Origin of the sequence: Azospirillum sp. TSO35-2, from assembly GCF_003116095.1 — a bacterium.
Taxonomy (GTDB): domain Bacteria; phylum Pseudomonadota; class Alphaproteobacteria; order Azospirillales; family Azospirillaceae; genus Azospirillum.
Genome location: NZ_LGRA01000022.1, coordinates 347,260 through 359,694 on the forward strand (window position 1 = coordinate 347,260; position 12,435 = coordinate 359,694).

14 protein-coding genes are annotated in these 12,435 nt (G+C 70.0%); 9 read left to right on the forward strand and 5 right to left on the reverse strand.

Annotated elements, in window-relative coordinates:
• Nucleotides 1-17 precede the first annotated feature (17 nt).
• From TSO352_RS31470 to TSO352_RS31480, 3 genes are all read right to left on the reverse strand, one after another.
• A complete protein-coding gene (locus TSO352_RS31470; RefSeq protein ID WP_109111215.1) occupies nucleotides 18-701 on the reverse strand; it encodes a DUF6655 family protein in 684 nt (227 codons plus the stop codon).
• A gap of 185 nt (nucleotides 702-886) precedes the next feature.
• Complete coding sequence (locus TSO352_RS31475) at nucleotides 887-1,993, reverse strand: 4-oxalomesaconate tautomerase (RefSeq protein ID WP_109111216.1); 1,107 nt, start codon at nucleotides 1,991-1,993, stop codon at nucleotides 887-889.
• 20 nt (nucleotides 1,994-2,013) lie between these two features.
• On the reverse strand, nucleotides 2,014-2,667 hold the full coding sequence (locus TSO352_RS31480) for a TetR/AcrR family transcriptional regulator (RefSeq protein ID WP_109111217.1): 654 nt from the start codon (nucleotides 2,665-2,667) through the stop codon (nucleotides 2,014-2,016).
• 215 nt (nucleotides 2,668-2,882) lie between these two features.
• Here TSO352_RS31480 and TSO352_RS31485 point away from each other — a divergent pair, with 215 nt between their 5' ends.
• The 9 genes from TSO352_RS31485 to TSO352_RS31525 all read left to right on the forward strand — a co-directional run bounded on the left by TSO352_RS31485 (nucleotide 2,883) and on the right by TSO352_RS31525 (nucleotide 11,361).
• Nucleotides 2,883-3,632, forward strand: a complete 750-nt coding sequence (locus TSO352_RS31485) for a PIG-L deacetylase family protein (protein ID WP_109111218.1) — start codon at nucleotides 2,883-2,885, stop codon at nucleotides 3,630-3,632.
• Nucleotides 3,629-4,339: a 4-carboxy-4-hydroxy-2-oxoadipate aldolase/oxaloacetate decarboxylase gene (locus tag TSO352_RS31490; protein ID WP_109111219.1), complete on the forward strand. Its 711-nt coding sequence runs from the start codon at nucleotides 3,629-3,631 to the stop codon at nucleotides 4,337-4,339. The genes TSO352_RS31485 and TSO352_RS31490 overlap by 4 nt, the downstream gene beginning before the upstream one ends.
• A 61-nt stretch (nucleotides 4,340-4,400) precedes the next feature.
• Nucleotides 4,401-5,588 carry an ABC transporter substrate-binding protein gene (locus TSO352_RS31495; protein WP_199231796.1) on the forward strand — a complete coding sequence of 396 codons (1,188 nt, stop codon included), beginning with the start codon at nucleotides 4,401-4,403 and terminating at the stop codon, nucleotides 5,586-5,588.
• A gap of 59 nt (nucleotides 5,589-5,647) precedes the next feature.
• On the forward strand, nucleotides 5,648-6,514 hold the full coding sequence (locus TSO352_RS31500) for a branched-chain amino acid ABC transporter permease (RefSeq protein WP_247872565.1): 867 nt from the start codon (nucleotides 5,648-5,650) through the stop codon (nucleotides 6,512-6,514).
• A 33-nt stretch (nucleotides 6,515-6,547) separates the two neighbouring features.
• Entirely contained in the window at nucleotides 6,548-7,573 is a 1,026-nt protein-coding gene (locus tag TSO352_RS31505; RefSeq protein ID WP_247872566.1) for a branched-chain amino acid ABC transporter permease, read from the forward strand.
• Nucleotides 7,573-8,328 (forward strand): ABC transporter ATP-binding protein, encoded by a 756-nt coding sequence (locus TSO352_RS31510; protein WP_109111221.1) that lies wholly within the window; start codon nucleotides 7,573-7,575, stop codon nucleotides 8,326-8,328. The genes TSO352_RS31505 and TSO352_RS31510 overlap by 1 nt, the downstream gene beginning before the upstream one ends.
• Nucleotides 8,321-9,058 carry an ABC transporter ATP-binding protein gene (locus TSO352_RS31515; RefSeq protein ID WP_109111222.1) on the forward strand — a complete coding sequence of 246 codons (738 nt, stop codon included), beginning with the start codon at nucleotides 8,321-8,323 and terminating at the stop codon, nucleotides 9,056-9,058. The genes TSO352_RS31510 and TSO352_RS31515 overlap by 8 nt, the downstream gene beginning before the upstream one ends.
• Before the next feature lie 26 nt (nucleotides 9,059-9,084).
• Nucleotides 9,085-9,984 (forward strand): DUF1932 domain-containing protein, encoded by a 900-nt coding sequence (locus tag TSO352_RS31520; protein WP_109111223.1) that lies wholly within the window; start codon nucleotides 9,085-9,087, stop codon nucleotides 9,982-9,984.
• Between the two features lie 69 nt (nucleotides 9,985-10,053).
• Nucleotides 10,054-11,361 (forward strand): gallate dioxygenase, encoded by a 1,308-nt coding sequence (locus TSO352_RS31525; RefSeq protein WP_109111224.1) that lies wholly within the window; start codon nucleotides 10,054-10,056, stop codon nucleotides 11,359-11,361.
• A gap of 79 nt (nucleotides 11,362-11,440) precedes the next feature.
• Here TSO352_RS31525 and TSO352_RS31530 read toward each other — a convergent pair whose 3' ends face one another.
• A complete protein-coding gene (locus tag TSO352_RS31530) occupies nucleotides 11,441-12,139 on the reverse strand; it encodes an isochorismatase family cysteine hydrolase (protein WP_109111225.1) in 699 nt (232 codons plus the stop codon).
• Nucleotides 12,140-12,209: 70 nt separating this feature from the next.
• Nucleotides 12,210-12,422 carry a hypothetical protein gene (locus TSO352_RS33055; RefSeq protein WP_146210824.1) on the reverse strand — a complete coding sequence of 71 codons (213 nt, stop codon included), beginning with the start codon at nucleotides 12,420-12,422 and terminating at the stop codon, nucleotides 12,210-12,212.
• Nucleotides 12,423-12,435 lie beyond the last annotated feature (13 nt).

The following is a 12,435-nucleotide window of genomic DNA, read 5'->3' on the forward strand; positions in this document are numbered from 1 at the left end:
GCTCCAGGTCGGCCGGGTCAATCGTCCCAGGGCTTGGGGTCGGGGCGGGTGTCGGGCGGCAGCAGGTCGTTGGTGTCCCAGCTCAGCATCAGCAGCAGCACCCACTCGGCCCGGTTGGAGAAGCCGTATTGCGGACCGCTGGAGGCGACCAGCGAGCCGGAAGTCTTGTCATAGGCGGTCGCCGCGATCTTGGCGACGCCCTGCGTCAGCTCCTTCTTGAACAGCGAAATCTCGGGGGTGGAGGAGGTGCCGCTGACCGGCAGCGGGATGTCGATGCTGGGGATGCCGAGCAGGGAGCTTTCGCTGTCCACCGACAGGGCGCCGACCCGCAGTTCCACGATGGTGGCCGCCACGTCGCGCGTCGGCGCCATGGCGGCGCCGTGGCGCAGCAGGGCGTCGCGGACGGTGGAGATGGCGTATTTGGTGTCGTAGCCCTCGACCCCGGCCGCGTCGACATAGACGCTGCCCTTGACCGCAAGGCGACCGGCCAGACGCTCCGCCGCCTGGTCGGCCGCGGTGGAGATCAACAGCTGCTCGGTGGCGGAGCGGGCGGGCGTGGTGATGTGGGCGGTGGAACATCCGGCCAGACCAAGCCCGGCGGCGGCGAGTGGAGCGGCAACGGCGGCCCGGTACAGCCGGCGCCACGCTCCGTTCGCCGCCGGTCGCGGCCTGTGAATTGAGAGGATCCGTCCGACGAACATTGCGCGTTTCCCTGGCCTCCACCGTCGGCAGCCGCGCATGGTGTGGCTGCCACTTTGACGGGGCCTATCCAGGCCGACGGCCGCTGCCGCGGTCAACGGCGCAGATGTTCAGGTCGGGCGCTGTCCGCTTGGGGGACCCGCAGGCACGGGCTGGGGCGAAGGTCAGGGGTCCCGCGCGCATCCGGTCAGGCCGGCCGCCCAGGCGCGACGGCGGCCGGCGGTATGACGAAGACCGTGCCGTCCATCAGCAGGCGGGCGGTCCTGACCAGCGCCGCCCGCCGGATCATGAACGCTCCGGCCACCGTTTCCAGTTCGATGTCGACGGTCAGCCGGCCGCTGGGGTGTTCGACGTCGCAGCGTTTGGACGGTCCCGGCGGGATCACCGCCAGCGCCTGCGCCGGGCATCCGTCGAGCAGGCAGGCGGTGGCGACGGTCACCGCCCCCAGCACGCCGATGGAGGAATGCAGGCTGTAGGGGGTGAAGGTCCGCGTGGCGATCATCCCGCCGTCCCGCGGCGGTGCGACCAGGGTCAGCTTCGGCACCGTCTGGCCCCGCACGTCGCCCAGCCCCATCAGCGGCCCGGCGGCGATGCGGACCGTCTCCAGGCGCTCCTTCAGCGCGGCGTTGTTCTCCAGTTCATCGGCATTTTCATGGCCGGTCAGCCCGAACGCCGCGGCCGGCATGACCACCACCGGCATGCCGTTGTCGATCAGCGTGCAGGGCACGCCGGCGATCTCGTCCAGCGCGCGGCCGGTCGGCAGCAGGGCGCCGCATTGCGAGCCCTCGGTGTCGAGGAAGGCCTGGACCACCGGTGCGTGCCGGCCCGGCACGCCGTCGATGGCGATGTCGCCGTCGTAGCGCACGCGGCCGTTCGGCGTCTCCACCGTCACCTCGGCGACGCTGTCGGAGTTGACCATGTGGACGCGCACCGTGGTGCGGTCCCCGCTGGGCGCGACCAGACCACGCTCCACCGCGAAGGGGGCAACGCCGGCCAGGATGTTGCCGCAGTTCTGCGCGGCCGAGACGATCGCCTTGTCCGGCACGATCTGCAGGAACAGGTAATCGACGTCGCATCCGGAACGTTCCGATTTCGAAACGACGGCGACCTTGCTGGTCAGCGGGTTGGCACCGCCGATGCCGTCGATCTGGCGTGGGTCGGGGGATCCCATCACCGCCAGCAGGAGGCGGTCGCGCGCCGCCGTGTCCTGCGGCAGGTCGGACGCCAGGAAATAGGCGCCTTTCGAGGTGCCGCCGCGCATCCACGCGCAACGGATGCCGATCTGTTCGGTCATGTCAGGGCTCCTGTCTCGGATCAGGGCGCCGCGTCGCTGCCCGCCGGCGCGCGGAAGGCGGCCACGGCGGCACGGACGATCTGGGTCAGCGCCTCTTCGGTGTTTTCGCCGTCCGCCTCGCCGCCGGACAGCCGGGTCACGCGCCAGGGGTTGATCAGCGTGTAGCTGACCGCCCCCAGCAGGAAATGCGTGCGCCAGACGATGTCGGCGCGCGGCAGCTGTGGCAGGCAGGCCTGGAGCGCGTCGATGAAGGCGAGGTTGATGGGGTTGAAGGTCTCCGCGATGATCTTTTGCGCTTCCTCGTGCCGCTCCGCCATGACGACGGCGCGCAGCCGGGCGAAGCGGGCGCCGCCGCCCACGCTGCCCTCCGACTGCGACAGCGACGGCAGGATGAAGGCGCGGACGATCGCCTCCAGCCGGTCGTCCGGGTCGCGGATGCGCTGCGCCTCGGTCAGCAGTTCGCTGCGGCGCCGGTTCATCGGTCCGGAATGCCGTTCGTAGATGGCGCGCAGCAGCCCGTCCTTCGACCCGAAATGATAGCTGATGCTGCCGAGGTTGGCGCCGGAGGCCTGGGCGATCTCCCGCATCGACACCGCGCGGAAGCCGTTCTTCGAGAACAGCTCTTCCGCGGCGTCGAGGATCGCCTCCCTCATCGAGGTTTGACGTTGCGGCATCAACACGGGAACGACCTCACGCTGGGGACGGGACGACGATGGCCATCCTAACGCGATTTGGTCGTCTGTACAAATCCTTTGAACAGGAAACCTGGCGGGTTGTACGGCCGTGAAATTCATGTTGACACGAGACTGCGGCGGTGCCTAGCATTTGTACGACTGTCCAAATGAGGCGGTCGTTCAAACAACACTCCCAACGACAGGCGTACACCGCCATGAGCACGCAATCGCAAAAGGGCGCGCTGGTCGTCAGCGCGCATCCCGGGGACTTCGTCTGGCGCGCCGGCGGCGCCATCGCGCTGCACGCCAAACGCGGCTACCGCGTCAAGATCGTCTGCCTGTCCTACGGCGCCCGCGGCGAAAGCCAGGGGGCGTGGAAACAGCCGGGCGCCACGCTGGAGGCGGTCAAGCGCCAGCGCCACGACGAGGCGGTGCGTGCGGCCGCGATCCTGGGCGCCGAGATCGAGTTCTTCGACGCCGAGGACTACCCGCTGGCGCTGAGCCGCGCGCTGCTCGACCGGCTGGTCGACGTCTACCGCGACGTGCAGCCGGCCTTCGTGCTGACCCACGCCGCGGCCGATCCCTACAATCACGACCATCCCGACGCCGCCCGCTTTGCCCAGCAGGCGCGCATCATCGCCCAGGCCGCCGGCCACGACCCCGGCGCCCCGACGCTGGGCGCGCCGCCGGTCTTCCTGTTCGAGCCGCATCAGCCCGAACAGTGCGATTTCAAGCCGAATGTCATCCTGAACATCGACGAGGTCTGGGACATCAAGCGCCAAGCCTTCGAGACGCTGCCGGCCCAGAAGCACCTGTGGGACTACTACACCCGCGTCGCCCTGCAGCGCGGCGCCCAGGGCGGCCGCAACGCCGGACGCAGCGCCACCTACGGCACCGCCCAGGGCATGACCCACGGCGAGGCCTACCAGCGCGTCTTCCCGATGGTGCTGGAGGAGCTGGCATGATCCCGACCAGGCTTGGTGTCGTCGTCCGCACCGTCGACCGTGCCGACGCCGCGGCGGTGGACACCCTCGGCACGCTCGGCGTGTCCACCGTCCACGAGGCGATGGGCCGCCTCGGCCTGATGAAGACCCACATGCGGCCGGTCTGGCCGGGCGCGCGGGTGGCCGGCACCGCCGTCACCGTGCTGGCCCAGCCCGGCGACAACTGGATGCTGCACGTCGCGGTGGAGCAGTGCCGCCCCGGCGACGTCCTGGTCGTCGCCGTCACCACCGACAACACCGACGGCATGTTCGGCGACCTGCTGGCGACCTCGCTGATGGCCCGTCAGGTCCGCGGCCTGGTGATCGACGCCGGCTGCCGCGACGTGCGGAGCCTGCAGGAGATGGGCTTCCCGGTCTGGGCCCGCGCGGTCTCCGCCAAGGGCACGGTCAAGGCGACGCTGGGGTCGGTGAACATCCCGGTGGTCTGCGCCGGCGCGCTGGTGGCGCCGGGCGACGTGATCGTCGCCGACGACGACGGCGTGGTCGTCGTCCCGGCATCGCGCGCCGCCGAGGTCGCCGCGCTGGGCCTGAAGCGCGCGGCGAACGAGGAGGGCAAGCGCCAGCGCCTCGCCGCCGGCGAACTCGGCCTCGACATGTACGGCATGCGGCCGGCGCTGGCCGAGGCGGGGCTGGTCTATGTCGACCGGCTCGACGATCCGGGGCGCTGAGTTTCCCCGCCGAACACACCCGCGCGCACCCACAACAAGAACACTGGGAGGATCCTGTATAATGACGAGTTTCCGTTCGCTGGTGCTCGGCACCGCCGTGGCCATCGCCGCCCTGCTGCCGATGGCCGGCACCGCCGCGGCCAAGGCCTACAAGGTCGGGCTGATCGCCTCGCTGTCGGGGCCGACCGCCTCGCTCGGCCAGCAGATCGAGCGTGGGGCGCGGCTCTACCAGCAGATGCACAAGAACGACCTGGGCGACGACACGGTGGAGCTGATCGTGCGCGACGACACCGGCCCGGCCCCCGACGTCGCCAAGCGGCTGGCGCAGGAACTGGTGGTGCGCGACCACGTCGATTTTCTGGCCGGCATCATCTTCACGCCGAACGCCAACGCCATCGCGCCGATCGCCACCCAGGCCAAGGTGCCCTTCGTCATCATGAACGCCGCCGCCTCGGCGACGACCAAGGCGTCGCCCTACATCGTCCGGGTGTCGCAGACGATCGGCCAGTTCACCCAGCCGCTCGCCCAGTGGGCGTCGCAGCAGCCCGACATCAGGACGGTCTACACGCTGGTGTCCGACTACGCGCCGGGGCTGGAGGCGGAGGAAGCCTTCACCACCGGCTTCAAGGGCGCCGGCAAGTCGGTGGTGAGCTCGGTCCGTGTGCCGGTGCAGAGCCCCGACTTCGTGCCCTTCCTGCAGAAGGTGAAGGACGCGAAGCCCGACGCGCTCTACGTCTTCCTGCCCGGCGGCACCCAGTCGACGGCGCTGATGAAGGCCTACCAGAGCCTGGGGCTGAAGGAGGCCGGCGTCCGGCTGATCGGCTCCGGCGAGGTCACGGTGGAGGACGAGCTGCCCAACATGGGCGACGCGGCGCTGGGCGTGGTCACCGGCTTCCACTATTCGACCGCCCACGACAGCAAGGCCAACGCCGACTTCCTGAAGGCGTGGCAGGCGGCCTACGGCGCCGACAGCGTGCCGACCTTCATGGCGATCGGCGGCTATGACGGGATGGCGGCCATCCACGGCGCCATCGCCGCGCTGAAGGGCAAGCTGACCGGCGAGGCGGCGGTCGAGGCGATGCGCCATTGGAGCGCCGAGAGCCCGCGCGGTCCGATCGCCATCGATCCCGACACCCGCGACATCGTGCAGAACATCTACATCCGCCGCGTCGAGAAGACCGACGGCGGCCTGCGCAACGTCGAGTTCGAGACCTTCAAGGCGGTGAAGGACCCGGGCAAGGCCAAGTAGGCGCCCGCGCCCGTCCCGCGTTCCCGTTCCGGCACCGCTCTGCATAAGGAGGCGGCCTCTTGATCACGGCTGCTCTGACCATCCTGTTCCATGGCCTCGCCTTCGCGATGGTCCTGTACATCGTCTCCGTCGGGCTCGGCATCACCATGGGCCTGATGAACTTCGCCAACCTCGCCCACGGCGCCTTCGCCGCCGCCGGCGGCTACGTCGTCGTCGTGGCGACGCGGTCGCTGGGACTGCCCTTCTGGGTCGCCCTGCCGGCCGCCTTCGTCGTGGTGGCGCTGGCGGGAGCGGTGGTCGAGCGGCTGGTGGTCCGCACGCTCTACGGCGCGGACGAGCTGCGGCAGGTGCTGTTCTCCATCGCCCTGCTGTTCATGGCCATCGCCGGCTTCACCGCCGCCTTCGGCCCGTTGCAGCAGCAGCCGGAGATCCCCGCCGCCCTGTCCGGGCAGATCGCGCTCGGCGGTGTCGAGTTCCCGTCCTACCGGGCCTTCGTCATCGCCGCCGGCGTCGTGATCCTGGCGGCGCTGTGGCTGCTGATCGGGCGGACGCGGATCGGCATGCGCATCCGCGCCGCGGTGGACAACCGCAACATGGCCGAGGCGATCGGCGTCGACACCCGGATGCTGTTCACGCTGACCTTCGCGCTCGGCACCGGCATCGCCGGGCTGGGCGGCGGCATCGGCGCCGACGTGCTGTCGATCACGCCGACCTACGGGCAGGAGTATCTGGTGCTGTTCCTGATCGTCGTGGCGGTCGGTGGGCTGGGCTCGATCTTCGGCCCCTTCCTGGCGGCGCTGTGCATCGGCGTGGTCGATGTGGCCGGCAAATACCTGATCCCGGAATTCGGCGCCTTCTTCATCTACGGCGTCGTCATCGCCATCCTGCTGGCCAAGCCGGCCGGCCTGTTCGGCGTGCGGAGCTGACCGATGCCGAGGCCAACCGTGAGAGTTGAACCCGTGAAACGTCTTTCCGTCCCCCACCCGGGTGCCGCCGCACCCTCGACCTGGCGCGGGCTGGCGATGGGCCGGACCGGCAGCGACCTCGCCATCGCGATCCTGCTCGGGCTTGGCGCGCTCGCCACCCTGGCCTTCGGCGAGTCCTACTGGCTGCTCGGCAGCCAGGTTGCCATCACCATGATCTTCGCGCTGTCGGTCGACCTGCTGGTCGGCTTCGCCGGAATCGTCACGCTGGGCCACGCCGTGTTCTTCGGGGTCGGCGCCTACAGCGTCGGCATCGCCTCGGTCCGGCTCGGCTGGACGGAGCCGCTGCTCGGCCTGCTGCTGGCGGCGGCCGTCGCCGCGCTGCTGGGGGCGGCCACCGGCGTGCTGGTGCTGCGCACCCGCGGGCTGGGGCAGTTGATGCTGACCATGGCCTTCGCCTCGATGGTGTACGAGATCGCCAACCGGGCCAAGCCGCTGACCGGCGGCGCCGACGGGCTGCAGGGCATGGTGGTCTCGCCGATCCTCGGGCTGTTCGACTTCGACATCTTCGGGCTGACCGCCTTTCTCTACACGCTGGCGGTGCTGGCGGCGGTGGTTGTCTTCGCCGTGCTGATGACCCGCTCGCCCTACGGGCGCTCGCTGGTCGGCATCCGCGAGAACCGGGTGCGCATGCAGGCCATCGGCACCGGCGTGCAGAAGCGCCTGCTGTCGGTCTACACCCTGTCGGCGGCGCTGGCCGGCATCGCCGGGGCGCTGCTGGCCCAGACCTCGCAGTTCGTCGGGCTGAACGTCCTGCATTTCAGCCTGTCGGGCGAGATCCTGATCATCGTGGCGCTCGGCGGGGCCGGGCGGCTGTGGGGGGCGCTGCTGGGGGCGGTGGTCTTCACCCTGTTCAAGGACCGGCTGTCGGCGCTCGACCCCGCCTACTGGTATTTCTGGCTCGGGCTGCTGCTGGCGGTGATCGTGCTGTTCGCGCCCAAGGGCCTGATCGGTCTGGTCGACCGCCTGCTCGCCGCCGGCCGTCCGAAGGAGACCGCGTGATGACCGCCGCGATCCTGGAAACCCGTGCCCTGCACAAGAATTTCGGCGCGCTCGCCGTGGCGCAGAACATCAACTTCTCGCTGGAGCCCGGCCGCTTCGAGGCGCTGATCGGCCCGAACGGCGCCGGCAAGAGCACCTTCATCAACCTGCTGACCGGCCTGGTTCCGCCGACCTCCGGGTCGGTGATCCTCGACGGCCAGGACGTCACCGCCCTGCCGATCGAGGCCCGCGTCAAGCGCGGGCTGGTCCGCACCTTCCAGATCAACACGCTGTTCAACAACCTGACGGTGGCGGAGAACGTGATCCTGGCGCTGGACGAGCATCACGGCCAGGGCTGGCGCCCGCTGCCGAGCCCGTCGCGCCGCCGCCGGATCCGCGACGAGGCCTACGACATCCTCGGGCGGCTCGGCCTCACCCCCTGGGGCAACCGCGAGGTGCGGGAACTGCCCTACGGCCGGCAGCGGCTGGTCGAGATCGCCATCGCGCTGGCGCTGCGGCCGAAGGTGCTGCTGCTCGACGAGCCGGCCGCCGGCATCCCGTCGACCGAGACCGGCACGGTGATCGAGGTGCTGGAGAACCTCGCCAGCGACCTCGCCGTGCTGATCATCGAGCATGACATGGACCTCGTCTTCCGCTTCGCCCAGCGCATCACCGTGCTGGTGCAGGGCGCCGTCCTGGCCCGCGGCACGCCGGACGAGATCGCCGACAACGAGACGGTCAAGGCCGTCTATCTGGGGGAGGGGATCCATGCCTGACACCCGAACGGACAGCACGCTGTCGCTGACCAACGTCCGCGCCGGCTACGGCGCCACCGTGGTGCTGGAGGATCTCAGCTTCGACCTGGCCGACGGCGAGAAGCTGTCGATCATCGGCCGCAACGGCGTCGGCAAGACCACGCTGCTCGCCACCATCATGGGGCTGACCCGCCTGCACGCCGGCCGGATCGGGCTGGGCGCGCTGGACATCGCGGCGCTGCGACCCAACCGCCGCGCCCACGCCGGGCTGGGCTTCGTGCCGCAGCAGCGCGAGATCTTCCCGTCGCTGACGGTGGAGGAAAACCTGCTGGTCGGCCTGCGCCCCGGCGGCTGGACGCTGGAGCGCGTCTACGACCTGTTCCCGCGCCTGCAACAGCGGCGGACCAACATGGGCAACCAGCTGTCGGGCGGCGAGCAGCAGATGCTGGCCTTCGGGCGGGCGCTGCTGACCAACCCGCGCGTGCTGCTGCTCGACGAACCGTTCGAGGGGCTGGCGCCGGTGATCGTCGAGCAGCTGTTCCAGGCCCTGCTGCGCCTGCGCGATGAGAGCCGACTCTCCATCATCATGGTGGAGCAGCACGCCAAGCTCGCCCTGGCCTTCGCCCCCCGCACCATGGTGATGAGCCGCGGCCGCGTCGCCTTCGATGGCGCCAGCCGGACCCTGATCGACGATCCCGCCCGGCTGGACGCCCTCTGCGGCATCGGCGGCGGGATCGGCGTCGCGCACTGAGCGGCCTTTTGCGAAGAGACACCATCATGACCGACATGACCATCGCCTTCATCGGCTTCGGCGAGGCCGCCCAGGCCTTCACCAGCGGCTGGCAAACCCGCGGCCCGCTGCCCATCCTGGCCTACGACATCCTGTTCGACGACCCGCAGCGGGCCGAGGCCAAGCGGGCGGAGTGCCGCGCGCTCGGGGTGGAGCCGGTGGACAGCGCCGCCGACGCGGCGGCGCGGGCCGACCTCGTCATCTCGGCGGTGACCGCCGACCAGGTGCTCGCCGCCGCCGACAGCGTGCTGCCGGGGGTGCATCCCGGCCTGCTCTACCTCGACATCAACTCCGCCGCGCCCTTCCGCAAGGCCGAGGCGGCGGAGCGGGTCGCCGCCCGCGGCGCCGGCACCGTCGACGTCGCGGTGATGGCGCCGGTCCATCCGCGCCGGCACGAGACGCCGCTGCTGATCAGCGGCCCGGCGGCCGCCACGGTGGAGCCGATCCTGACGGCGCTCGGCATGCGGTTCGAGATCGTCTCCGAGCGCACCGGCGACGCCTCCACCGTCAAGATGATCCGCAGCATCGCCATCAAGGGCTTCGAAAGCGTGACGATGGAATGCGTCACCGCGGCGGTGAAGCTGGGGATCGCGGACCGGATCATCCCGTCGGTCGCCGCCTCGCTGTCGAACATCGACTTCGCCACGCTGGCCGATCACGTCATGGAGCGCGTGGTCGTCCACGGCAAGCGCCGCGCCGCGGAAATGCGCGAGGTCGCGGCGACGCTGGACCATGCCGGGGTGAGCGGTTTCCTGCCCGCGGCGACCGCCGCCCACCAGCAATGGGTGTCCGACCTCGGTGTGAAGGAGCGCTTCCCGGGCGAGGTGCCGCGCGACGCCCAGCGCATCGCCCGCGAAGTGCTGGCGGCCATCGCGGAGAAGGGCTGAGGCGCGGGGGCGACCGCCGCAACACCCCCACAAACGAAGAACCAATCAAAAGCACACCAGGAGGACCACGTGGCACGCATCGTTGGGTCGATCGCGACCTCGCACACCCCGACCATCGGTTTCGCCTTCGACCGGCAGAAGCAGGACGACCCGGTGTGGGCGCCGATCTTCGCCGCCTACCAGCCGGTCCGCCAATGGCTGGCCGACCAGAAGCCGGACGTCCTGTTCTTCGTCTACAACGACCATGTCACGTCGTTCTTCTTCGACCATTACTCGGCCTTCACGCTGGGGATCGGCGAGTCCTACCCGGTGGCCGACGAGGGCGGCGGGGCGCGGGACCTGCCGCCGGTCAAGGGGCATGCCGGGCTGGCGCACCACATCGGCACGTCGCTGATGGCGGACGAGTTCGACATGTCCTTCTTCCAGGACCGCCCGCTCGACCATGGCTGCTTCTCGCCGCTGTCGATGCTGCTGCCGCACCAGCCGGACTGGCCGGTGCCCATCGTGCCGCTGCAGGTCGGCGTGCTGCAGTTCCCGATCCCGACGGCGCTGCGCTGCTACAAGATGGGTCAGGCGCTGCGCCGGGCGATCGAGAGCTATCCGGAGGATCTGAAGGTGGTGATCGTCGCCACCGGCGGCCTGTCGCATCAGGTCCATGGCGAGCGGGCGGGCTTCAACGACACCGCCTGGGACGCGCAGTTCCTGGAGATGATCGAGAAGGACCCGGTCGCCCTGACCCGCATGACCCACGCCGACCTCGCCCGGCTCGGCGGCCTGGAAGGGGCCGAGGTCATCATGTGGCTGATCATGCGCGGCGCGATGTCGGCGACCGTCCGCAAGGTCCACCAGACCTATTACCTGCCGTCGATGACCGGGATCGCCACCGCCATCTACGAGAACGAGGCGATCGACCCGCCGGCCGACATCGTCGGCGAACACCGCGCCCACATGGCCCGGCAACTGGCCGGCGCGGAGGCGCTGACCGGCACCTATCCGTTCACCCACGCCACCAGCGTCAGGGCCTACCGGCTCAACCGGTTCCTGCACCGCATGGTCGAGCCGGCGCACCGCGCCCGTTTCCTGGCGGACCCCGAGGGCGCCTTCGACGACGCCGGCCTGACCGACGAGGAACGCCGTCTGGTCCGCGACCGCGACTGGCGGGCGATGATCCATTACGGCGTCATCTTCTTCATGCTGGAGAAGCTGGGCGCGGTGGTCGGGGTGTCCAACCTCCACATCTACGCGGCGATGCGGGGCCAGACGCTGGAGGAGTTCCAGAAGACCCGCAACGCGCCGGGCGCGCTCTATTCCGTCGCCGGCAAGGACGCGGCGGCCCTGGCCTGGGACCACAAGGAGGAGCGTCGCCCGGTCGAATAGGCCGTCCGCTCGAGAGTCTGTCAGGTCCTTGCTGAAGCACCTGACCGACTCTCGTTCCTTGATTTTCCGTGCGATCGGTTCAAGCGACTCTGCTTGAACCGATCGCACTCTGGCAAGCTCCCAGCGCCGCCAGGACCGCGGCGCTGGGCGCGGTCCAGCCGACGATGCCGCCCTGGGCGCGGATCATCGCCAGGGTGGCCGCCTTGAAGTCGGGGAAATAGCTGTCGGTGGCGTCTTCGACCAGCAGGCATTCGAAGCCGCGGTCGTTGGCCTCGCGCATGGTGGTCTGCACGCAGACCTCCGTGGTGACGCCGGCGAAGACGAGGTGGCTGGTGCCGAGCCCGGCCAGCACATCCGCCAGCGGCGTGGCGTAAAAGGCGCCCTTGCCCGGCTTCTCGATCACGATCTCGCCCGCCAGCGGCGCCAGTTCCGGGATGATGTCGCTGCCGGGTTCGCCCGCCACCAGGATGCGGCCCATCGGCCCCGGATCGCCGATGCGCAGCGGCCCGCCGCCGCGGTTGCGCTTGGACGGCGGGCAGTCGGACAGGTCGGGCCGGTGGACCTCCTTGGTGTGGATGACCGGCAGCCCCCGGGCGCGGAAGCCGTCGAGCAGCGCGCGGGTCGGCGCCACCGAGGGGCGCAGTTGCGTCACGTCGTTGCCCAGCGCCTCGCCGAAGCCGCCGGGCTCCAGGAAATCGCGCTGCATGTCGATGACGATCAGCGCCGTCCGCGCCGGCGGACAGGTGAAGGGGTAGGGCAGGGCCGGGATCGTCAGCATGGCGGCAGCTCCATCAGTGGGGTCCCTGGAGTTTCATGACGGCGGCAGGGATGACCGGGCAGCGCGTGACTCATTCCGTTGCCAACTCGTCGGCGATATCCGAAGCCGATCGTGTGGAAAAGCGGCCTTCCGCAACGGCCACCAGCCCGATGGCAACCTCCCGTCGCAGGAGATTGGCAACCTCGCGCATCACCGTGCTCGATGACGCACAGCCGTCGGCGGGATTCTCGTTCTCAACAAAATCGACCACGTCCGAGGGATGACCAGCGTTGCTCGTTGCCATGATCCGATCCTGC

Bases quoted from the DNA above. Each gene is read 5' to 3' on its own strand.
- TSO352_RS31470 (WP_109111215.1), bottom strand. From the start codon at position 701: ATGTTCGTCGGACGGATCCTCTCAATTCACAGGCCGCGACCGGCGGCG.
- TSO352_RS31475 (WP_109111216.1), bottom strand. From the start codon at position 1,993: ATGACCGAACAGATCGGCATCCGTTGCGCGTGGATGCGCGGCGGCACC.
- TSO352_RS31480 (WP_109111217.1), bottom strand. From the start codon at position 2,667: ATGCCGCAACGTCAAACCTCGATGAGGGAGGCGATCCTCGACGCCGCG.
- TSO352_RS31485 (WP_109111218.1), top strand. From the start codon at position 2,883: ATGAGCACGCAATCGCAAAAGGGCGCGCTGGTCGTCAGCGCGCATCCC.
- TSO352_RS31490 (WP_109111219.1), top strand. From the start codon at position 3,629: ATGATCCCGACCAGGCTTGGTGTCGTCGTCCGCACCGTCGACCGTGCC.
- TSO352_RS31495 (WP_199231796.1), top strand. From the start codon at position 4,401: ATGACGAGTTTCCGTTCGCTGGTGCTCGGCACCGCCGTGGCCATCGCC.
- TSO352_RS31510 (WP_109111221.1), top strand. From the start codon at position 7,573: ATGACCGCCGCGATCCTGGAAACCCGTGCCCTGCACAAGAATTTCGGC.
- TSO352_RS31515 (WP_109111222.1), top strand. From the start codon at position 8,321: ATGCCTGACACCCGAACGGACAGCACGCTGTCGCTGACCAACGTCCGC.
- TSO352_RS31520 (WP_109111223.1), top strand. From the start codon at position 9,085: ATGACCGACATGACCATCGCCTTCATCGGCTTCGGCGAGGCCGCCCAG.
- TSO352_RS31530 (WP_109111225.1), bottom strand. From the start codon at position 12,139: ATGCTGACGATCCCGGCCCTGCCCTACCCCTTCACCTGTCCGCCGGCG.
- TSO352_RS33055 (WP_146210824.1), bottom strand. From the start codon at position 12,422: ATGGCAACGAGCAACGCTGGTCATCCCTCGGACGTGGTCGATTTTGTT.